This window comes from Streptomyces spinoverrucosus (assembly GCF_006539505.1).
GTDB classification, from domain to species: domain Bacteria; phylum Actinomycetota; class Actinomycetes; order Streptomycetales; family Streptomycetaceae; genus Streptomyces; species Streptomyces spinoverrucosus.
This window is the reverse complement of record NZ_BJND01000026.1, coordinates 148,060-167,937: the sequence shown is the minus strand read 5'-3', so window position 1 is coordinate 167,937 and position 19,878 is coordinate 148,060. Positions and strand designations below refer to the sequence as shown.

The window sequence follows — 19,878 nt, the reverse complement described above, 5'->3', positions numbered from 1 at the left end:
CAACCCCGGCCGGACCGGGCACCACGAACGGCGCCGCCAACTCCCCCAACCCGCCCACCCGTTCACCCCGTTCGCGACTCGAAGACCCTCGCCACCGCAGTCAACGAGCACCACCCGCAAAGGTCACCCGTTCGCCCCAAGAACTCCCGTTCCCCTCCGGAAGCCGGACATAGAACACAGCCACGGCAGCGGAGAACACCCCCGGCACACTGCGGATGACCAGACCCACACCTCCGGCCCCCGGCACTCACTCACACGCACCAAAAATCGCTACCGCTCACTAAATCGGCAGCAGTTCGAAACCCCAACTACGTGCTCGCCGGCCTGGTCATCCAGCGCGTCACCGGCCGGCCCTGGGCCGAGGAGGTCCGGGACCGGATCATCGAACCACTGAACCTGACCGGCACGTACGCGCCCGGAGACGACCCGTTCCTCCCCGAGCCGCACGCGCACGCGTACCACCGCTTCCCCGACTCGGACGGCTGGACGGACACCACCGTGCGGAACATGTCCCGGGCCGACGCCGCCCACTCACTCGTCACCACCCAGCGCGACCTGGACCGCTTCTTCACCGCCCTGCTCACCGGCCGCCTGCTGCCGCCCGCCCAACTGGCCGAGATGCGGCACGTCGTGCCCGTCAGCAAGGACTACGAGATCCCCTTCCCCCACCTGCGCTACGGGCTCGGCCTGATGCGCCAGCCGCTGCCCTGCGGCGGCTACCGGTGGGGCCACGGCGGCGACGACGACGGCGACTTCGTCAGGAACGGCTTCACCGCGGACGGCCGGCGCAGCATCGTCATCACCGCCTCGGGCAAGGTCCCCGAGAACGGCCCGCTGCTGCGCGCCGAGCGCCCCCTCCAGCGGTTGATGGACACCGCGCTGTGCGAGGGGGTGCGATGACGCGGCGCACCCAGGATGCGCCCCTTCTCAGTTGTTCCAGCTCTCGTCGTACGGGTCGCTGGGCGCCGTCACCGGCTTGGCCGCGGTGACCTCGATGAACGGGATCGGCCCGGCGTTGACCGGATCCCGCGTCCGGCGCGGGGTGTACGTGCCGGTGACCTCCAGCCAGGTGTCCGGCTGGAGCACCGGCGGCACACCGCCCGTCAGGCCGACCTTGACCGGCCGGCCGTCGGCGGCACAGCAGTTGAGGGCGATCCGGACCAGGTAGGCATCTCCTGCCCGGTCCAGCGCGACGAAGCCCGTGATCCTCACCTCGCGGTCGCGCAGCGAGCGCCCCTGGTCGTACGCCGCCCGGGCCGCGTAGTCGGCCAGGCCGAGCCGGACGGGGTCACCGGCGGGCAGCGGCGGGTAGGCCGGGGGCTCCTGAAGGGACGTACCGGCGCGCATCGCGCTGTACGAGCCGAGCGCCGGTGGGGCGATCAGCACGAGCGCGAGGACGGGCAGCAACAGCAGCCAGGAGACGCGGGGTTCGTGGTGGTGACCGGATGCCGGGGACCGGCGCTCGTACCAGACCGTCGCCACCGCCGCCGCGACCAGCACCACCCCCGCCAGCAGCAACAGCGGCCGCAGCCCGGACTTGACGTACCGCAGCGACAGCTCCGTCGCCCCCGCGTGCACGAGGGACGCGCCGAGCAGGCACAGCACCGCCGCCTGCGCGTGCCGGTTCACAGCAGCACCGCCCCGGTCAGGGCGGACACACCGACCGCGACGGCGAAGGTCGCCGGTGCGAAGCGGAGGGCGAAGCCGCGGCCGAACGTGCCCGCCTGCATCGCGAACAGCTTCAGATCGACCATCGGCCCCACCACCAGGAACGCCAGCCGGGCCGTCGGCGAGAACTGCGTCAGCGACGCCGCCACGAACGCGTCCGCCTCCGAGCAGATCGACAGCAGGACAGCCAGTACGGCGAGGGCGAGCACCGCCACCACCGGGTTGTCCGCCGCCGCCCGCAGCCATGGCTCGGGCACGACCGCCTTCAGCGTCGCGGCCGCCATCGCACCGATCACCAGGAAGCCGCCCGCGTGCATCACGTCATGCCGCACCGACCCCCAGAACGCCGCTCCCCTGCCCTGCCCCTCGTACGCCGGACGAGTCGGCGGACGCAGCCAGTCGGCGCGGCCGAGCCGCTGCCACAGCCAGCCCATCGCGCACGCCACGGCCAGGCTCGCGACGAAACGGGCCAGCACCATCTCGGGTTGGCCGGGGAAGGCGACCGCCGTCGCCGTCAGCACGATCGGGTTGATCGCGGGCGCGGCGAGCAGGAACGCCAGCGCGGCCGCCGGGGTGACTCCCCGCCGCATCAGCGCACCCGCCACCGGCACCGACGCGCACTCGCAGCCGGGGACCACCGCTCCCGCCAGCCCCGCGACCGGTACCGCCGCGGCGGGCCGGGCCGGGAGCGCGCGGGCGAAGACGGACGCCGGTACGAACACGGCGACGGCCGCCGACAGCAGCACCCCGAGCACCAGGAACGGCAGCGCCTGCACGACCACCGCGACGAAAACCGTCGTCCAGCTCTGCATCACCGGCGCGGACAGCGCCCGGCGGATCGGGGCCTGGGCGAGCAGCAGGAGGAGCAGGGTGACGGTGAGGACCAGGGGGGAGCTGAGGTGCCAGCCGTCGTCCTTCTCGCGGACTGGGGGCGGGGGTTGTGTCTTGGGGACGGTGACGGCCACGGGTCGGTCCTCCGGTGCGCGGGGTGCCTCCCCCTCGATACGGCCGACCCGGAACGGACGTTCAATCAGTTGCTGGAACCATCCTTCTTCTTGGGGCAGTCTTTTCCCTCGTGGCGAGCGTTCCGAATCAGGGCCGGCCGGGCAACGCGCCCGCACACATGGTGGTGTGCGGCGACGACGGGCTCGCGCACCGGCTGGCGGCCGAACTCAGGGGTGTGTACGAGGAGCAGGTGACGCTCGTCGTGCCGCCCTCCGAGCGCCAGGTGCCCCAGCCGGTCGCCGGACGGGCTCGGGCCGCGTCGGCGGCGCTGCTGGACCGGATGGTGAACGCGGCGGGCCGGGCTGCGGGCAACGGCTCCTTGGCCAACGGCGAGGCGGGCGGCAACGTACGGCTCGTGGAGGCCGCCGAGCCGACCGAGGCGGTGCTCGCCGACGCGGGCGTGGAGCGGGCGACCGCGCTGGCGCTCGTGTACGACGACGACGAGACCAACATCCGCGCCGCCCTCACCGCCCGCCGTCTCAACCCCCGGCTGCGGATCGTCCTGCGCCTGTACAACCGGCGGCTGGGCCAGCACATCGAGGAACTCCTCGACCAAGCGGCCGCGTTGGCGACCGGCGAGGCGCACGGGACGAGCGGCTTCGACGCCGCCACGACCGTGCTGTCCGACGCCGACACCGCCGCGCCCGCGCTGGCCGCGACCGCCGTCGTCGGCACCAGCAAGGTCGTCCAGACCGACGGGCTGCTGCTGCGCGCGGTGGAGCGGACGCCCCCGGCGCCGGGTCAGGTCGCCGATCCGGGGCTGTGCACGTTGGCACTGCTTTCGGCGACGAGCAGCGATCCCGCCGGTGCCGACGGGTCGGAGGGCAGCGGGGAGCGCGGGCCCCGACTGCTGCCGGACGAGGAGGAGGTCGCGGCGGCCACCGGGCGTGGCACGGTCGTCCTGGAACAGGTGTCGTACGCCGGCTCATCCCGCTCCGCCGGACGCGCGGTCGGTGTCGTACCGCCGTTCGCCTCCCTGTTCTCCCGGCGGCTGCGCTGGTCGCTCGCCGGTCTGGTGGGGGCCGTGGTGGCGCTGGCGATCGCGCTGACCGTCCTCACCGGCGACCATCCGCTGCACGCCACCTACCTCACCCTGCTCGACATCCTCGGCATCGACGACCCGGCCACCGACGCGTCCGTCGGCCGCCAGATCCTCCAACTCCTCTCCGCCGTCGTCGGATTACTGCTGCTGCCGGTGCTGCTGGCCGCCGTACTGGAGGCCCTCGGCACCTTCCGGAGCGCGTCCGCGCTGCGCAGGCCGCCGCGCGGGCTCAGCGGACATGTCGTCCTGCTCGGCCTCGGCAAGATCGGCACCCGAGTGCTGACCCGGCTGCGCGAACTGGACATCCCCGTGGTCTGCGTCGAGGCCGATCCCGAGGCCCGGGGCATGGCCACGGCCCGGCGGCTGCGGGTGCCGGTGGTCCTCGGGGACGTCACGCAGGAGGGCGTCCTGGAGGCCGCCAAGATCCACCGCGCCGGCACGCTGCTCGCCCTGACCAGCGTCGACACGACCAACCTGGAGGCCGTCCTCTACGCCCGCTCCGTCCGCCCCGACCTGCGGGTCGTACTCCGCCTCTACGACGACGACTTCGCCGCCGCCGTCTACCGCACCCTGCGCGCCGCGCACCCCCGGGCCCTCACCCGCAGCCGCAGCGTCACCCATCTCGCGGCGCCCTCGTTCGCCGGGGCGATGATGGGGCGGCAGGTGCTGGGGGCGATACCGGTCGAGCGGCGGGTGCTGTTGTTCGCGGCCGTGGAGGTGCGCGGGATCCGGCAGTTGGAGGGGAAGACGGTGGCCGAGGCCTTCCGGGCCGGTTCCTGGCGGGTGCTGGCCCTGGACACGGCGGCCCCGGGGGAACGCCGGCCGGACCTGGCGACGAGCCCGACGGACACGGACGGCCGGGGCATGCCCGGGCCGGCCTCTGACCTCGTGTGGGACCTGCCGCCCACGTACGTGCTGCGTGCCGAGGACCGGGTGGTCCTGGCGGCGACCCGACGCGGCCTTGCGGAACTGCTGGGGCGCAGGCGCCGGGATCGGGCGGGGGCGTGAGAACCCGCCGCCCCGACGGCACGCACATAACACGCGGGACTGCACGCCCAAAAGGGGCGCGGGGAACTGCGCGACCAGCCCACCACGACTCGCAGCGCACCACACAGCGCAACCAGTGAGGCCCTTAGTCCCCCCTGCTCCCCCTGCCCTTGAGGTGCCGCTCCGCGAAGTCCAGCTCCAGCCCCACCTGCTTGATCCGCTCGTCGACGACCAGGGAGCCGTGCCCCGCGTCGTAGCGGTACACCTCGTGGACCGCGCCGCGCGCCTGAAGGCGCTTGACGTAGTTCTCGATCTGCCGGATCGGGCAGCGCGGGTCGTTGACGCCCGCGGAGATGTAGACCGGCGCCTTGACCTGGTCCACGTACGTCAGTGGCGACGACGCCTCGAAGCGCTCCGGGACCTCCTCCGGGGTGCCGCCGAGCAGCGTGCGGTCCATGGCCTTCAGCGCTTCCATCTCGTCGTGGTACGCGGTGACGTAGTCGGCCACCGGGACCGCGGCGATGCCCAGCGTCCACGCGTCGGGCTGGGTGCCGAGGCCGAGGAGCGTGAGATACCCGCCCCAGGAACCGCCGGTCAGGATCAGCCGGTCCGGGTCCGCCAGCCCCGAGCCGATCGCCCATTCCCGGACCGCCGCGATGTCCTCCAGCTCGATCAGGCCGACCCGGTGCTTCAGCGCGTCCGTCCAGGCCCGGCCGTAGCCCGTGGAGCCCCGGTAGTTGACCCGGACGACCGCGTATCCGTGGTCGACCCAGGCCGCCGGGCCCGCCGCGAACGAGTCACTGTCGTGCCAGGTCGGGCCGCCGTGGATGTCGAAGACGGTCGGCAGCGGACCGGTGGCCCCCACCGGCTTCTGCACCAGCGCGTGGATACGCCCCCCGGGCCCCTCCACCCACACGTCCTCCACCGGCACCGAGCCCGGCGACTTCAGGCCCGGCGGGTCGAGCACCACGCCGCCCGCCGTCGAGCGCACGGACGACGGCTCGGCCGCCGACGACCACAGGTACTCCACGCTGCCGTCCGGCCGGGCCGTCGCCCCCGACACCGTGCCGGTCGGGGTCGGGACCTTCACCAGCTCGCGCGTGCGCAGGTCGTAGCGGAACAGCTCGCCGCGCGCCTCGTAGCTGTGCCCGATCAGCAGCCCCGAGCCGTCCGGATACCACTCGGCGCTCACATCACCCGGCAGCTCCAGCGCCAGGTCGGTCTCCTCGCCCGTGGCGACGTCCCACACCAGCGGCTCCCAGCGGCCGCGCCGCTGGTGCCCGACGAGCAGCCGCGTGTCCCCGTGGACCGGCGCGAAGCCGAGCACCTCCAGGCCCAGCTCGACCGTGCCGCCCTTGGTGTCGTCCAGCTCGGCGACCGTCGTGCCGTCGGGGCGCAGCACCCGCAGCGCCGAGTGCATGGCGTCCCCGTGCTCGGTGTGCTCGACGGCGATCAGCGAGCCGTCGTGGGACAGATCACCGACGCCCGCCGACTCGCGGTGCCGGTAGAGCTCCACCGGCGCATCGCTCACGCGCGCGAGATGGATCGTCGTACCCTCCTCGTCGGTGGACCGCCCCACCACCGCCATGCGCCCGTCCCGCCCGAGCGCGAGTCCCGCCGGATACGACGGATCCAGCCCCGGCACGGCGAGCTCGTCCTCGCCTCCCGCGAAGGGCTGCCTGCGCCAGACGCCGAACTCGTCGCCGTCCTTGTCGTCGAACCACCAGATCCACTCGCCGTCCGGGGAGAGCACACCGTCCGTCGTGCCGTTCGGCCGGTTCGTCACCTGGCGCTGCTCACCCGTCGCGCGATCCCAGGCGTACAGCTCGTACGTCCCCGTCGCGTTCGACACGAACAAGGAGCGGTCGGGGGCGTCCTCCGCCCAGTCGGGCAGCGACACCCGCGGCGCCCGGAAGCGCTTCTCCCAGTCCGGCATGTCCTCGCGCCGCTCGGGCGAGGGGGACCCGTTGCTCTCAGTCATGACCCCATACTGCCCGCTCACACCGACATCGCGCTTCCAGGGTCCCCAGCCTGTGGATAACTTCGGGACCCCGCGCCCCGTGCTTCCTGCCACCCCCCGTACCTTTGAGGGCGTGTACCGGTTTCTGCTGACGCCCCGATGGTGGGGGATCAACCTCTTCGTGCTGCTCGCCATCCCCTTCTGCGTCTTCATGGGGTCCTGGCAGCTGAGCCGGTTCGAGGCGCGGGTCGAGGATCATCAGAGCGCCAAGGAGCAGGCCGCCTCCGACGAGAAGGGCGCCGCCCGGCCGCTGGACGCGTTGCTGCCCGTGGACAAGGAGACCACCGGCGACCAGACGAGGGTCAGCGGGCGGTACGGGGAGCAGTTGCTCGTGCCGGACCGGGAGCTGGACGGCAGGCGGGGCTATTACGTGCTGACCCTGTTGCACACCGACGGCGGCAAGGCCCTGCCCGTCGTACGGGGCTGGCTGCCCGGTGCGCCGGACGCCGCGAAGGCGCCCGCTCCGCCCAGCGGTGAGGTGACCGTCACCGGTGCGCTCCAGGCCTCCGAGAACCCCGGTGAGAACGGCGTCAGCGCGCGCAGCGGACTGCCGAAGGGCCAGACAGCGGCGATCAGCGCGGCCTCACTCGTCAATCTCGTGCCGTACGACGTCTACGACGCCTGGGTCACCCTCAACAAGGGCGACTCCGGGATGCAGGCCGTGCCGGTGAGCGCGCCCCCGGACACCGGGCTCGACCTGAAGGCCTTCCAGAACCTGGGCTACACCGGGGAGTGGTTCGTCTTCGCCGGGTTCGTGGTCTTCATGTGGTTCCGGTTGTTCCGCCGCGAGGTGGAGTTCGCGCGGGACGCCGAGATGGGGCTCAACTCGGCGGACGCGGCCGCCGCTCACGAGGCCGAGAGCACGCCCGTCCGGTAGACCGTCCCCGCGCACGCGTTCGACACCGTCGCCGACACCGTCGGCGCTCCCGCCTCCGCCGTGTAGGAGACGACGACGCTTCCGTCCTTCGTGCCCTCCTCGGTCATCAGCTGCGTAGACGTACCCGTGTCGCCACCCGTGGAGCTGCCCTCGGTGGTGGTGCCCGCGTCCGTGCTGGGCGACGCGTCGGGCGAGGGGTCGGCGGTGCCGCCGCCGGTGTCGCCGGAGTTGTCGGTGGGGCAGGTCTCCGAGGGCATCCAGGCGAACCTCACCTCGTACGCCGCCCCCGGCTCCAGGACCAGCTGCGGGACTTCCTTGGCCGGGTCGGGCAGGCCGGTCGCCTCGTCGCCCGCCGTGTGCGCGACGACGCTGATCTTGGTGGCGTCCGCCGCGCCCTGCGCGAGCGGGGTCACCGCGCCGGCGCCGCCGACGGTGCAGCCGGCGGTGGAGACGTTGGTGATCCGGAACGTGCCGTACACCGTGCCGGCGGAGTCGGGGACGTCGGCGGTCGCGGTGGCCGAGCCGAGCTGGGCCGCCGTACACACCGGGGCGGCGACCGCGCTGGTCGCCGAGGGGTAGACGTCGTCGGTGGTGTCGTCGACGACACCGCTGCTCGGGGTGGAGCCGGGGCTCTCGTTCGGGGTCGGGCTGGCCTTGCCCTGGTTCTCGCCCGTGCCGGTGGAACCGCCCGAGGTGGCGCCCGTGCCGTCGGTCCTCAGGCCCTCGCTCGCGCCGCCCTGCGCCTGCGCGCCGTGGCCGGCGATGGTGGGGTTGGCGTCGGGGCCGGTGGAGTTGGAGACGTGCACCAGGGCGGGTACGGCGGTGCAGACGAACAGCGCCGCGGCCGCCATGCCGACAGCGGCCTGCCGCTTGCGCGCCCGGCGTGCGGGCACCGCCCGGCGCAGGTGATCCAGCGTGCCGTCGCGCGGTTCGATGTCCTGCACCGCCTGGTGCAGCATCCTGCGCAGCGCCAGCTCGTCCGAGTCGAGCCCCTCGGAGCTCTGGTCGTCGAGGCGGTCGTTCACAGTTTCGTTCCCAGCTTGCGGTTGCTTCGGCTCTTGGTCGTGCGCCTCGATCGGCTCACGCCATTCGTACGGCTCGTGCGACTTGCCGTTCGTCATGCCGGCGCCTCCATGGCGATCCGCAGCGCGGCGATACCGCGGGAGCCGTACGCCTTCACCGAGCCCAGCGATATGCCGAGCGTCTCGGCGACCTGGGCCTCGGTCATGTCGGCGAAGTAGCGCAGCACCAGCACCTCGCGCTGCCGGCGCTGCAAGCCCTTCATGGCCTTGATCAGGGAGTCCCGCTCCAGCTGGTCGTAGGCCCCCTCCTCGGCGCTCGCCATGTCCGGCATCGGCTTGGACAGCAGCTTCAGCCCGAGGATGCGGCGGCGCAGCGCGGAGCGGGAGAGGTTGACGACCGTCTGGCGCAGATAGGCGAGGGTCTTCTCCGGGTCGCGGACGCGTTTGCGGGCCGAGTGGACGCGGATGAAGGCCTCCTGGACGACGTCCTCGCAGGAGGCGGTGTCGTCGAGGAGGAGCGCGGCGAGACCGAGCAGCGAGCGGTAGTGCGTGCGGTAGGTCTCGGTGAGGTGGTCGACGGTGGTGCCGGCGGCCACGACGTCATCGGCGCCGTCACGCGGGCTGGGGATGCGGGCGGGCCGCGCTGCGGGCATGGGCGCGATCACCGGCATGCCGCCGGGCGCGCCGGGCATGCGGGTGCGGACGGGCCGCCGGGGCGGCCGTAGGGCCGTGCCGCGGGCCACCGCGGGGAAGTCGAGTACCTCTGCCACGCCAGTTGGACACGCCTGAACCCGTCAGGGTTGTACGTGCCGGACGTCACTCTTCGTCTCGCGTCAGGCAGCACGACTGACGGAGCCTCATATGCCCTCATGCGTCCCGCTCTTCCCCTATGTCCCATATGAACGGGCGTCCCCACGCTCGTTCATCGGCGTCCCCACGCCTTGGATCAACACGTCCCACACCCCGGAAGGGCGACCGCATAGACGCTCCCCGCCCTTCGCACGGTTGCGGAGGACGGGGAGGAAATCCCTTACGTTGATCCTACAAACAGATCAGGACATCGCCAGGGGCAATTTTCCCTCACGACATCTCGGCCGCCACCAGCTCCGCGATCTGAGCGGTATTCAGCGCGGCACCTTTGCGCAGATTGTCCCCGCACACGAAGAGTTCGAGGGCCGTCGGGTCGTCCAGCGCCCGCCGCACCCGCCCGACCCACGTCGGATCCGTGCCCACCACGTCGGCGGGCGTCGGGAACTCCCCGGCCGCCGGATCGTCGCACAGCACCACGCCCGGCGCCGTGGCGAGGATCTCCCGCGCCCGGTCCACCGTCACCTCGTTCTCGAAGCGGGCGTGCAGGGTCAACGAGTGCGCGGTCACCACCGGCACCCGCACGCAGGTCACGGCGACCGGCAGCGTCGGCAGACCGAGGATCTTGCGGGACTCGTCCCGCACCTTCATCTCCTCCGACGACCAGCCGTCCTCCCGCAGAGACCCGGCCCACGGTACGACGTTCAGCGCGACCGGCTCCGGGAACGGCCCGGTGTTGTCCCCCACGGCCCGCCGTACGTCACCGGGGCTGGTCCCCAGCTCCGTACCGGCCACCAGGGACAGCTGCTCGCGCAGTGTCCGCACGCCCGCCTGTCCGGCGCCGCTCACCGCCTGGTACGACGAGACCACCAGCTCACGCAGCCCGAACTCGGCGTGCAGCGCGCCCAGGGCGACGATCATCGACAGCGTGGTGCAGTTCGGGTTGGCGATGATTCCGCGCGGCCGGACCCGCGCCGTGTGCGGATTGACCTCCGGCACGACCAGCGGCACGTGCGGGTCCATCCGGAAGGCGGCGGAGTTGTCCACCACCACCGCGCCCTTGGCCGCGGCGATCGGCGCCCAGTGCGCGGCGACCTCGTCGGGTACGTCGAACAGGGCGACGTCGACCCCGTCGAAGACCTCCTCGGACAGGGCCACCACCTCGACCTCCTCACCGCGCACGGCCAGCTTGCGGCCGACCGAGCGCGGCGAGGCGACAAGACGGATCTCGCCCCAGATGTCCGCGTGCTGGGACAGAATCTGGAGCAGCACCGTGCCGACAGCTCCGGTCGCTCCCACGACCGCGAGCGTCGGGGGCACGGTCATCGGCCGGTGCCTCCATAGACAACGGCCTCGTCGCTGTCGGAGTCGAGGCCGAAGGCGGTGTGCACGGCGCGTACGGCCTCGGGGACGTCGTCGGCGCGGGTGACGACCGAGATGCGGATCTCGGAGGTCGAGATCAGCTCGATGTTCACGCTCGCGCCGCTCAGCGCCTCGAAGAAGGCCGCCGTGACGCCCGGGTTGGTCTTCATCCCGGCGCCCACGAGCGAGATCTTGCCGATCTGGTCGTCGTAGCGCAGCGAGTCGAAGCCGATGCCGCCCTTGTTCTTCTCCAGCGCGTCCATGGCCTTGCGGCCCTCGGTCTTCGGCAGCGTGAAGGAGATGTCCGTCAGGCCCGTGGAGGCGGCGGACACGTTCTGCACGACCATGTCGATGTTGATCTCGGCGTCGGCGATCGTGCGGAAGATCGCGGCGGCCTCGCCCGGCTTGTCCGGCACGCCGACGACCGTGATCTTGGCCTCGGAGGTGTCGTGTGCGACACCGGAGATGATGGCCTGCTCCACCTGCTGTTCCCCTTGCTCGATCGGCTCGCTGCTGACCCAGGTGCCCTGCAGCCCACTGAAGCTGGACCGGACATGGATCGGGATGTTGTAGCGACGGGCGTACTCCACACAGCGGTGGAGCAGCACCTTCGACCCGGACGAGGCCAGCTCCAGCATGTCCTCGAACGAGATCCAGTCGATCTTCCGGGCCTTCTTCACCACGCGCGGGTCGGCGGTGAACACACCGTCGACGTCCGTGTAGATCTCGCAGACCTCGGCGTCGAGCGCGGCCGCCAGCGCGACCGCCGTGGTGTCGGAGCCGCCGCGCCCCAGCGTGGTGATGTCCTTGGTGTCCTGGCTGACGCCCTGGAATCCGGCGACGATGGCGATGTTGCCCTCGTCCAGCGAGTCCCGGATCCGGCCCGGCGTGACATCGATGATCCGGGCTTTGTTGTGGACCGAGTCGGTGATGACACCTGCCTGGCTGCCGGTGAAGGACTGGGCCGAGTGGCCCAGGTTTTTGATCGCCATCGCCAGCAGGGCCATGGAGATCCGCTCTCCGGCGGTCAGCAGCATGTCGAGCTCGCGCCCGGCAGGGATCGGGGAAACCTGCTCGGCGAGATCGATCAGCTCGTCCGTCGTGTCGCCCATCGCGGAAACCACGGCGACCACCTGGTGGCCGTTCTTCTTGGCTTCGACGATTCGCTTGGCGACGCGCTTGATGCCTTCGGCATCGGCTACGGAGGAGCCTCCGTACTTCTGCACGACAAGGCCCACGTGCGCTCCTCGCTCAGTCCGTGTGTGTCGGCTCAGTTTAACGAGCGTCCGAAATTCCCTTCCCAGGTATCGCATGGTGAGATGTCCGGCCGCTCGTTCTCGGACTGCATATGCCCGCATGCGCTGCTGGCACTCGGAAAAGTGCCGCGGGTCACAAGCGCCCCTGATCATTAAGTTTCAAGGACTAGGGTGCCGCCGTGCGAGTACTTCTGGTGGAAGACGACGAGCCGGTCGCCGAGTCGCTCCGGCGCGGCCTGAAGCGGTACGGCTTCGAGGTCGAGTGGGTGACGACGGGCGGCGCCGCCCTCGCGCACCAGGGGCCGTACGACGTCGTACTCCTCGATCTCGGCCTGCCCGACACCGACGGTCTCGACGTCTGCAAGGCGCTGCGCGAGCGCGGCGACGTCCCGATCATCGTGATCAGCGCCCGCAGCGACGAGACGGACCGGGTGGTCGGGCTGGAGCTGGGCGCCGACGACTATGTGTCCAAGCCGTTCGGGGTACGGGAGGTCATCGCACGGATACGAGCGGTGATGCGGCGCCTGAAGCCTCGTACGCCCGCGGAGTCCGGCCCCGACCGGTACGGCCCGCGCCTGACGATCGACCGCAAGGCGGCCCGCGTCCGCCTCGACGGCGAGGAGATCGCGCTCGCGCCCAAGGAGTACGACCTGCTGGCCTTCCTGACCGAGGAGCCCGGGGCGCTGATGTCGCGGGAGCAGATCATGGAGGCCGTCTGGGACGCGAACTGGTTCGGGCCGACCAAGACCCTCGACGTCCATGTGGCGGCGCTGCGGCGGAAGCTGGCCGGGGCGATCACGATCGAGGCGGTGCGGGGAGTGGGCTTCCGGCTGGAGATCGTCGAGAACGGCGGCGGAAGCAACGGCGGCAACGGCGGCAACGGCGGCAACGGCGGCAACGGCGGCAACGGCGGCAACGGCGGCAACGGCGGCAACGGCCGATGATCCGCCAGCTCGTCCGCAGTTACATCCTGCTCGTCGCGATCGCCATCGCCCTGTTCACCGTGCCGGTGGCGTTCTCACTCACGAACCAGTTGCGGGACGACACCAGTTCCTCGGTGCAGCGCAAGGCCGCGACCATGGCGGTGCTGCTGGGCAACGGGGACCCGGCCTCGTGCATGGCCCTGGAGCGGATGGCCCGGGCGTACGACGACGACGGCGAGACGCGCGCGGTCCAGACGACCACCACCCAGGAGTGCGCGCCGCCCCTGCCCCGCCCGGACCGGGACGCGGCCCTGAACAGGGCCCTCGACGAGGACCGGGTCACCACCGACTGGGGCTCCTCCTTCGTCTGGGGCCCGGAGCTGGTGGTCACGGTTCCCGCCCACGCAGGCGACGACGGCGAGGTCGTCGGCGCCGTACGCATCAAGTTCTCGACCGCCCAGATGACCCACCGCCTGTGGACCATCTGGGGCTTCCGGGCCGGCCTCGCGGTGGCCGTCCTGGGCGTCGCCGCCCTGATCGGCGTCGCGGCCGCCCGCCGCATCACGCGCCCGCTGCGCCAGCTCAACGACATGGCGAGCAGGTTCAGCGACGGCGATCTGACGGCCCGTTCCCCGGTGACGGGCCCACCCGAGACCCAGACGCTCGCCCGCACCCTGAACCAGGGCGCGGAACGCCTCGACACTCTCATCGCGGCACAGCGCATCTTCGTGGCGGACGCGTCGCACCAGCTCAGAACCCCCTTGACCGCGTTGCGCCTGTCCCTGGACAACATCGCGGACGGTGTGGACGACGACTTCGTCCGGGAGGACGTGGAGCAGGCGACGGCCGAGGTGGTCCGGATGAGCCGGCTGGTCAACGGCCTGCTGGTGCTGGCGCGGGCCGAGGCCAAGGTGACGGACGCCGAGTCGCTCCCCCTGATGGACATCGTTCAGGAGCGCCTCGCGGTGTGGAGACCGGCCGCCGACGAGCGCGGAGTCACCATCGCGCTCAGGGGGAGTGCCGGCGGCCGGCCGCTCGTGCTGGCCAGCCCCGGTCATCTGGACCAGGTGCTGGACAACGTGCTCTCGAACGCCCTGGAGGTGTCACCGGACGGCGGGACGATCACCGTCCGGGTGGAGCACAGGGGCGACGAAGTGACGGTCGCCGTCCTGGACGAGGGACCCGGCATGTCGGACGCCGACAAGTCCCGGGCCTTCGACCGTTTCTGGCGGGGCAAGGGCCTGACCGGAAAGTCCGGCTCCGGCCTCGGCCTCGCCGTCGTCAAGCAGTTGGTCACCGACGACGGCGGAACCGTGACCCTCACCGACGCCCCCGGAGGCGGGCTCTGCGTGTCGATCAGCCTTCGGGCATCGCAGAGGAGTGGTGGTTGACGATCTTCCACTCGCCACCGCGCTTCTCGTACTCGTAGGTGTAGCGGGCGACGACCGTGCTCTTCTCGCCGGTCTCGTGGTCGGTGAGGGCGAACTTGTACACGCCGGTGTCGATGGCGGAGTTGGAGTCCAGGACCTTGACGATCGTCTGGACCTTGGTGCCGACCGGCTTGTTCTGCAGGAAGTGCTCGAAGTAGTCGACGATGCCGGCCCGGTCGGTACGGACCTTGTTGGACACGGTGGGCAGCAGCACGGCGTCCTTGGCGTACAGGTCCGCGACCTTCTCCGGGTCACCGGTCTGCAGGGCGGCGTTCCAGCGGTCGAAGAGACCGGCGACCTGCTTCTTGCTCGGCGCGGCGGCCCGCTCCGACCCCGCGGCGCTGACGCCCACCGTGACGGTGGCGGCGGTGACGAGCGCGGTGGCGGTGACAACGGCGGCGCGTATACGGGTCTTGCGGGTCATGGCATCTCCAGTGCAATCGAGAGGAGTTGCTCCTTCAGCGACCTGCGCTGCGGGAGTGACTCAAGACTCGCTTTGCACTGGTTAGGGCACGTCCAACGGTCGTGCAGGGCGGGAACAGGGTTTGTCCAACGTCAGGGGAAGGGGGATATGCGGCGCCACGCTCCGGGTCTCCGGCTCGACCTGCTCGGGTTCCGCTGCTTCTTCCTCGGCCCGGGCCAGGCCGGACTGGTAGTGCTCGGTGACGTCCCTGCCGTGACGCTCGCGCGCGAAGTTCCCCCACCACTCCGGTGACCTGGGGGAGGGCCTGCTGGCCGTAACGGGGGTGTGCGGCCGCGATCGCCTTGTACCGGATTCGATGCGTAGGTCGAGGCCCCGGTGCCGGGACGTCACGCGGGAAGGGCTTGAAGCCCGAGGCTCAAGCTCCGGGCCGAACTGCGGAAATGAACGCCGTCCAGGCGGGGGCGGTGACATGGAGTTCGGGTCCGGTGGGGACCTTGGAGTCGCGGACGTGGATGGTGCTGGAGAGAGCGACTTCGACGCAGTTGCCGCCCTCGTCGTCGCTGTAGCTCGACTTGAACCACTTCAGCTGATCACTCACGGCTGTTCACCATCCGCTCGATGAAACGGGCCGACTCTTCGGGTCCGAGAGCCTGCGTCCGGATCATGCTAAGCCGCTCGGTGATGCGGCTGACAACCCCCGGATCGGCCGAAAGCTCGCTGGCGAACTGCCCCTCCATGAAGGCGAAGCGCTCGTGGTCACGGGTCTCCAGCAGCACCATGGGGCCCAGGAGTGCGGCAGGAATGGCCCGTTCGAAAGGGAGCACCTGCAATACGACGTTTCGCAGCCGCCCCACCTCCAGCAGGTGGCGCAGTTGTTCGGCGTCCACCTGCGGGGCGCGCAGTACGGCCTCGTAGAGGACGAAGCTCAGGCCGACCGGCGGCTTCCGCTCGGTGAGGATGGACTGCCGCTCCATACAGGCGGCGATGCGCTCCTCCACCGTCTCCTCGTCCAGCGGCGGGATACGGCTGTCGATGAGGGCGCGCGCGTACCCCTTCGTCTGCAACAGCCCTGGTACGAGCGAGAGTTCGTACGACCAGAGGCTGATCGCTTCCTTCTCCCGCTCCATGAAGTCCTGCGCTCGCGCCGGGAACCGCTCCCGGTCCAGGAACGGCTTGCCCGCGCTCAACATCCCCTCCGCGCCGCACATTTCGTCCGCCACGTCGAGCACGCGCGGCGTCGGCCTGCGTACGCCGCGCTCCATGGACGCGATGGTGTCCGGGGAGTAGTTCGAGGCGGAGGCGAGCTTCTCGCGGCTGACGTCGGCCTTCATGCGCCAGCGTTTCATCTGGTCGCCGATGTAACGCCAGGCGACGGGCGGCTGGTTGTTGTTGTGCGTACCCGACACGCGACCCCCTCCGGAAGGTGACCGCTACCGAGCGTAGCGCGACGCGCACCCCTAGGTAACGGAGTTCACGGTGACCATCAGTGAGGTGCGGCAGGGTACGCCCTGGCTGTGGGGAGCGGTTTCGGGGGCACTGGTGTCGACGAGGTGGATGAGGAGGGGGGTGGAGCCGGTCGGGCCCTCGGGCAGGGCCCGTAGGCGGTAGCGGTCGACTCGGGAGGCCTCGCGGGGCAGCTGGGTGCCGTCCGGATACAGGTAGTGCGGGTAGACGTCGTTGGCTACGCGCAGGTCGGCGCGCTGCCAGGTGCCGGTGGAGGGGTCGCGGCGTTCCAGGACCAGGCCGTTGGAGTCCGCGGCGGCCTCCGTGTCGATCATCATCTCCATCTGGAAGGCGACGCGGATGTGGGCGTACGCGCGCGTGTTGCCGTTGTGGACGGAGACCGTGAACTCCTGTCCCGCACCGCCCCGTTCGAGGGCGATCCGGCCGCCCGCCGTGGAGGCGTACATGCCGATGACGGTGGGAGCGGCCGGTCGGGGCGACCGCGTCGGGGGCGCCGTGGACGGCTTCGGGGTCGGCCTCGGCGTGGGTGTGGTGCGCGTCGGGGACGGGGACGCGGTCGATGTGGGGGTGGGGGTGGGCGTCGCTGTCGTCGGTTCCGGCGGTGATGCCGGCGCCGTGGTCGTGGACGCTGGTCCCGCAGGGCGCGTTCCCCCGTCGGCGTCCGCGTCCGTCGGACCGCAACCCGTGAGCAGTGCGGCCAGGGTCAGGGCCACCGGTGCCGTTGCCCTCGTAGATCTTCTCCGTACGCGTGCCACTGTGTTGGTCGCCCCCCGTTTGTCCGCTTAGGCTCGATCAAGGTCCCGTCACGGTAGGGGGGCGCCTGCTTCGGAAGGGCAACGCCGAGGTGTCGCTTGGGACACGCTGGAGGCCGCATCGGCTACTTCACCCGCACCCCCAGCGGCCCCGCGATCTCCTGCTGCATGACCTTCCCGGCCTCGATTTCCAGGGTGTCGTCGCCCATCCCCTGGTCGGTGTCCAGGCCGTCCAGTTCCTCCAGGGGCTGGTTGAGGCGGACGTGGGCGACGACCGACTGCAGGGCGCGCAGGGTGGCGGACGCCGTGGAGCCCCAGTTGGAGAAGTAGGAGAACTGCCACCACCACAGGGCCTCCGTGGTGCGGCCCGCGCGGTAGTGGGCCATGCCGTGGCGCAGGTCGGTGATGACGTCGGCCAGGTCGTCGGAGATACGGGCCGGGACGCGGGCCTTGCGGGGCTCGTAGGGGTCGAAGACCTCGGAGTAGACGTCGATCGGCTCCAGCAACCGGGCGAGGTTCTCACGGAGTTCGTCGACGTCGGGCTCGGGACCCGAGTCGGGCTCGTAGCGCTCGTCGGGGACGATGTCCTCGTGGGCGCCCAGGCGGCCGCCGGCCAGGAGGAGTTGGGAGACCTCCAGCAGGAGGAAGGGGACGGCCGAGTCCGGCTCGTCTCCCCTGGCCACCTCGGTGACGGCGACCAGGAAGCTCTCTACCTGGTCCGCGATCTGGACCGCGAAGTCGTCCGGGTCCTGCGTCGTGGAGTGCAGCGTGGCGTCAGACATCTAGGAGTCGTCTCCCCTCGAAGGCGCGACCGAGGGTCACCTCGTCCGCGTATTCCAGGTCGCCACCCACCGGGAGGCCGCTGGCCAGGCGGGTGACCTTCAGGCCCATGGGCTTGATCATGCGGGCGAGGTACGTCGCGGTGGCCTCGCCCTCCAGATTCGGGTCCGTGGCCAGGATGAGCTCCGTGACCGTCCCGTCGGCCAACCTCGCGAGAAGCTCTCGTATACGCAGGTCGTCCGGGCCCACGCCCTCGATCGGGCTGATCGCGCCGCCCAGCACGTGGTAGCGGCCGCGGAACTCACGCGTGCGCTCGATGGCGACGACGTCCTTGGGTTCCTCGACCACACAGATCACCGCCGGATCGCGGCGGCCGTCGCGGCAGATCCCGCACAGCTCCTCCTGGGCGACATTGCCGCAGGTGGCGCAGAACCGGACCTTCGCCTTGACCTCCAGAAGCGCGTGCGCGAGCCGACGGACGTCCGCCGGCTCCGCCTGCAGCACATGGAAGGCGATCCGCTGGGCGCTCTTGGGACCGACGCCGGGCAGCCGCCCCAGTTCGTCGATGAGGTCCTGGACCACGCCTTCGTACAACGGACTGCCGCCCTTCCTGGGTGTCGTTCAGTACGTACGGTAGTTTCCCGCGGCCCGACTTAGAAGGGCAGTCCGGGGATACCGCCGCCGCCCAGGCCCTGGGCCAGTGGGCCCAGCTTCTGCTGCTGAAGGGTCTGCGCGTTCTCGTTGGCCGCGTGTACCGCCGCCACGATCAGGTCGGCGAGCGTCTCGGTGTCCTCCGGGTCCACCGCCTTCGGGTCGATCCGCAGCGCGCGCAGCTCACCGGCGCCGGTGACCGTGGCCTGCACCAGGCCGCCGCCCGCCTGGCCGTCGACCTCGGTCTGCGCCAGTTCCTCCTGGGCCTTCGCCAGGTCCTGCTGCATCTTCTGGGCCTGCTGCAGCAGCTGCTGCATGTTGGGCTGGCCACCACCGGGGATCACGATCAGCTCCTCTTCCGGGGCTCATGAGGCACGGGCTTTTCCCGCTCAGCACGAGCCTACGTGCTCCACGCGGCCGTCGCCCCAGCACTCTTTCGAGTGAGAGAACCTCGTGTCCTATACCTGATCAAGGCCCCCTTCCGGGCGGAAAACAGGGGAAAGCAGGGCCTTCGCCACCCATTGGGCGGTAGGAAGGGTTCCGGCGCATCGGCGTCACCATCAGGCGGGACGTCGTGACGACGCGTGCGCTGTACGAGCTGTACGACACGACGTGTCACGCACCGTGATCAGCTGTGGTCGATAGGGAGTGCCGGGTGGGTCAGCCGGAGATGCAGCCCGAGGGTCCGCCTCAGGACGGGCGCGGCGAGGGCGCGGCCGGGCTGCGGCCGGGCGATCTGGCCGGGCGGGAGTTTCCGCTCGGGGACTGGACGGAGCCCGCGGTGCGGCTGCACGAGCTGTACCAGTGGGTGGAGCGGGGGGCGCTGGAGACGGCGGCCTGGTACCTCGCCGACCGGGTCTGGAAGCGGCGGGGTGCTCGGGCGCTGCGGTGCGGGACCGCGGTGGGGGCGGTGACCGGGGCCGCGCTGCCGTTCCTCGACCTGGCCGGTGTGGTGCGCGGGGTGGCGCCCTGGGGGTATCTGGCGCTGTTGCTGGCGGTGTCCTGTGTGGCGGTGGACCGGTACTTCGGGGTGACGTCCGGGTGGATAAGGGACGTGGCGACCGCGCAGGCCGTGCAGCGGAGGTTGCAGGCATTGCAGTTCGACTGGGCGTCGGAGAGTGTGCGGGAGGTGCTGGGGCCCACCGAGGGGACGGCCGGGGAGGCGGCTGAGCGGTGCCTCGGGGTGCTGCGCAGGTTCTCGGAGGATGTGACGGAGCTGGTGCGGACGGAGACGGCGGACTGGATGGTGGAGTTCCGGACCGGGTCCGCGCCGCTAGGGATCCAGTCGGCGGTGGCGTCCGGGGGGCGGCCGGAGGGTGCGGGCGGACAGGGGAGGTTTCCGTTGCCGCCGGGAGCAGGGGCTCGGCCCAATATGCCTCGTCAGCGACCCCCGGAGCCAAGGTGACCG

At 71.2% G+C, this 19,878-nt stretch carries 20 protein-coding genes; 6 read left to right on the top strand and 14 right to left on the bottom strand.

Going from position 1 to position 19,878, the window contains the following annotated elements; genetic code table 11:
* The first annotated feature begins 312 nt into the window (after window positions 1-312).
* Window positions 313-900: a serine hydrolase domain-containing protein gene (locus SSP24_RS19920; RefSeq protein WP_141311002.1), complete on the top strand. Its 588-nt coding sequence runs from the start codon at window positions 313-315 to the stop codon at window positions 898-900.
* Window positions 901-927: 27 nt separating this feature from the next.
* Here SSP24_RS19920 and SSP24_RS19915 read toward each other — a convergent pair whose 3' ends face one another.
* Together SSP24_RS19915 and SSP24_RS19910 are read right to left on the bottom strand one after the other, a co-directional pair.
* Window positions 928-1,629, bottom strand: coding sequence for a TIGR03943 family putative permease subunit (locus tag SSP24_RS19915; protein ID WP_141311001.1), 702 nt, complete (start codon window positions 1,627-1,629; stop codon window positions 928-930).
* A complete protein-coding gene (locus tag SSP24_RS19910) occupies window positions 1,626-2,633 on the bottom strand; it encodes a permease (protein WP_141311000.1) in 1,008 nt (335 codons plus the stop codon). The genes SSP24_RS19915 and SSP24_RS19910 overlap by 4 nt, the downstream gene beginning before the upstream one ends.
* A gap of 158 nt (window positions 2,634-2,791) precedes the next feature.
* On the opposite strand from SSP24_RS19910, the gene SSP24_RS19905 reads away from it, so the two are divergent.
* Window positions 2,792-4,723 carry an NAD-binding protein gene (locus SSP24_RS19905; protein WP_141311014.1) on the top strand — a complete coding sequence of 644 codons (1,932 nt, stop codon included), beginning with the start codon at window positions 2,792-2,794 and terminating at the stop codon, window positions 4,721-4,723.
* A gap of 124 nt (window positions 4,724-4,847) precedes the next feature.
* Here the strand turns inward: SSP24_RS19905 and SSP24_RS19900 are convergent, their stop codons facing one another.
* The gene (locus tag SSP24_RS19900) at window positions 4,848-6,683 is read right to left on the bottom strand and encodes a S9 family peptidase (protein ID WP_141310999.1); all 1,836 of its coding nucleotides are present in this window, start codon (window positions 6,681-6,683) and stop codon (window positions 4,848-4,850) included.
* 112 nt (window positions 6,684-6,795) lie between these two features.
* Between SSP24_RS19900 and SSP24_RS19895 the strand changes: the two genes are divergently transcribed.
* Window positions 6,796-7,599 carry an SURF1 family protein gene (locus SSP24_RS19895; protein ID WP_229865551.1) on the top strand — a complete coding sequence of 268 codons (804 nt, stop codon included), beginning with the start codon at window positions 6,796-6,798 and terminating at the stop codon, window positions 7,597-7,599.
* Here the strand turns inward: SSP24_RS19895 and SSP24_RS19890 are convergent.
* The 4 genes from SSP24_RS19890 to SSP24_RS19875 form a co-directional block, all read right to left on the bottom strand.
* Entirely contained in the window at window positions 7,569-8,720 is a 1,152-nt protein-coding gene (locus tag SSP24_RS19890) for a hypothetical protein (protein ID WP_229865550.1), read from the bottom strand. The genes SSP24_RS19895 and SSP24_RS19890 overlap by 31 nt on opposite strands.
* Window positions 8,717-9,313, bottom strand: coding sequence for a SigE family RNA polymerase sigma factor (locus tag SSP24_RS19885; protein WP_141311012.1), 597 nt, complete (start codon window positions 9,311-9,313; stop codon window positions 8,717-8,719). The genes SSP24_RS19890 and SSP24_RS19885 overlap by 4 nt, the downstream gene beginning before the upstream one ends.
* Window positions 9,314-9,701: 388 nt before the next feature.
* A complete protein-coding gene (locus SSP24_RS19880; RefSeq protein WP_141310997.1) occupies window positions 9,702-10,754 on the bottom strand; it encodes an aspartate-semialdehyde dehydrogenase in 1,053 nt (350 codons plus the stop codon).
* Window positions 10,751-12,028 carry an aspartate kinase gene (locus tag SSP24_RS19875; protein ID WP_141310996.1) on the bottom strand — a complete coding sequence of 426 codons (1,278 nt, stop codon included), beginning with the start codon at window positions 12,026-12,028 and terminating at the stop codon, window positions 10,751-10,753. The genes SSP24_RS19880 and SSP24_RS19875 overlap by 4 nt, the downstream gene beginning before the upstream one ends.
* A gap of 197 nt (window positions 12,029-12,225) precedes the next feature.
* Here SSP24_RS19875 and SSP24_RS19870 point away from each other — a divergent pair, with 197 nt between their 5' ends.
* Together SSP24_RS19870 and SSP24_RS19865 are read left to right on the top strand one after the other, a co-directional pair.
* Complete coding sequence (locus tag SSP24_RS19870; RefSeq protein ID WP_229865545.1) at window positions 12,226-12,990, top strand: response regulator transcription factor; 765 nt, start codon at window positions 12,226-12,228, stop codon at window positions 12,988-12,990.
* Window positions 12,987-14,360, top strand: a complete 1,374-nt coding sequence (locus SSP24_RS19865; RefSeq protein ID WP_141310995.1) for a sensor histidine kinase — start codon at window positions 12,987-12,989, stop codon at window positions 14,358-14,360. The genes SSP24_RS19870 and SSP24_RS19865 overlap by 4 nt, the downstream gene beginning before the upstream one ends.
* On the opposite strand, the gene SSP24_RS19860 is transcribed toward SSP24_RS19865, so the two are convergent.
* From SSP24_RS19860 to SSP24_RS19825, 7 genes are all read right to left on the bottom strand, one after another.
* Window positions 14,326-14,823, bottom strand: coding sequence for an SgcJ/EcaC family oxidoreductase (locus SSP24_RS19860; protein ID WP_141310994.1), 498 nt, complete (start codon window positions 14,821-14,823; stop codon window positions 14,326-14,328). The genes SSP24_RS19865 and SSP24_RS19860 overlap by 35 nt on opposite strands.
* 415 nt (window positions 14,824-15,238) lie before the next feature.
* A complete protein-coding gene (locus SSP24_RS19850; RefSeq protein ID WP_141310992.1) occupies window positions 15,239-15,421 on the bottom strand; it encodes a DUF397 domain-containing protein in 183 nt (60 codons plus the stop codon).
* On the bottom strand, window positions 15,414-16,169 hold the full coding sequence (locus SSP24_RS19845) for a helix-turn-helix domain-containing protein (RefSeq protein WP_141311011.1): 756 nt from the start codon (window positions 16,167-16,169) through the stop codon (window positions 15,414-15,416). Before SSP24_RS19845 ends, SSP24_RS19850 begins: the two co-directional genes overlap by 8 nt.
* Window positions 16,170-16,280: 111 nt before the next feature.
* Entirely contained in the window at window positions 16,281-16,733 is a 453-nt protein-coding gene (locus tag SSP24_RS42910) for a hypothetical protein (protein ID WP_167529629.1), read from the bottom strand.
* A gap of 431 nt (window positions 16,734-17,164) precedes the next feature.
* Window positions 17,165-17,821: a DUF5063 domain-containing protein gene (locus SSP24_RS19835; RefSeq protein WP_141310990.1), complete on the bottom strand. Its 657-nt coding sequence runs from the start codon at window positions 17,819-17,821 to the stop codon at window positions 17,165-17,167.
* Window positions 17,814-18,413 (bottom strand): recombination mediator RecR, encoded by a 600-nt coding sequence (gene recR, locus SSP24_RS19830; RefSeq protein ID WP_141310989.1) that lies wholly within the window; start codon window positions 18,411-18,413, stop codon window positions 17,814-17,816. Before recR ends, SSP24_RS19835 begins: the two co-directional genes overlap by 8 nt.
* 59 nt (window positions 18,414-18,472) lie before the next feature.
* Window positions 18,473-18,814 carry a YbaB/EbfC family nucleoid-associated protein gene (locus SSP24_RS19825; protein ID WP_141310988.1) on the bottom strand — a complete coding sequence of 114 codons (342 nt, stop codon included), beginning with the start codon at window positions 18,812-18,814 and terminating at the stop codon, window positions 18,473-18,475.
* Between the two features lie 311 nt (window positions 18,815-19,125).
* On the opposite strand from SSP24_RS19825, the gene SSP24_RS19820 reads away from it, so the two are divergent.
* On the top strand, window positions 19,126-19,875 hold the full coding sequence (locus tag SSP24_RS19820; RefSeq protein ID WP_141310987.1) for an SLATT domain-containing protein: 750 nt from the start codon (window positions 19,126-19,128) through the stop codon (window positions 19,873-19,875).
* Window positions 19,876-19,878: the final 3 nt, after the last annotated feature.

Excerpts from the sequence above, each read along its gene's own strand:
- SSP24_RS42910 (WP_167529629.1), bottom strand. The coding sequence starts at position 16,733 with ATGTACGCCTCCACGGCGGGCGGCCGGATCGCCCTCGAACGGGGCGGT.
- SSP24_RS19905 (WP_141311014.1), top strand. The coding sequence starts at position 2,792 with ATGGTGGTGTGCGGCGACGACGGGCTCGCGCACCGGCTGGCGGCCGAA.
- SSP24_RS19860 (WP_141310994.1), bottom strand. The coding sequence starts at position 14,823 with ATGACCCGCAAGACCCGTATACGCGCCGCCGTTGTCACCGCCACCGCG.
- SSP24_RS19885 (WP_141311012.1), bottom strand. The coding sequence starts at position 9,313 with ATGCCCGGCGCGCCCGGCGGCATGCCGGTGATCGCGCCCATGCCCGCA.
- SSP24_RS19865 (WP_141310995.1), top strand. The coding sequence starts at position 12,987 with ATGATCCGCCAGCTCGTCCGCAGTTACATCCTGCTCGTCGCGATCGCC.
- SSP24_RS19900 (WP_141310999.1), bottom strand. The coding sequence starts at position 6,683 with ATGACTGAGAGCAACGGGTCCCCCTCGCCCGAGCGGCGCGAGGACATG.
- SSP24_RS19845 (WP_141311011.1), bottom strand. The coding sequence starts at position 16,169 with ATGAAACGCTGGCGCATGAAGGCCGACGTCAGCCGCGAGAAGCTCGCC.
- SSP24_RS19890 (WP_229865550.1), bottom strand. The coding sequence starts at position 8,720 with ATGACGAACGGCAAGTCGCACGAGCCGTACGAATGGCGTGAGCCGATC.
- SSP24_RS19880 (WP_141310997.1), bottom strand. The coding sequence starts at position 10,754 with ATGACCGTGCCCCCGACGCTCGCGGTCGTGGGAGCGACCGGAGCTGTC.
- SSP24_RS19835 (WP_141310990.1), bottom strand. The coding sequence starts at position 17,821 with ATGTCTGACGCCACGCTGCACTCCACGACGCAGGACCCGGACGACTTC.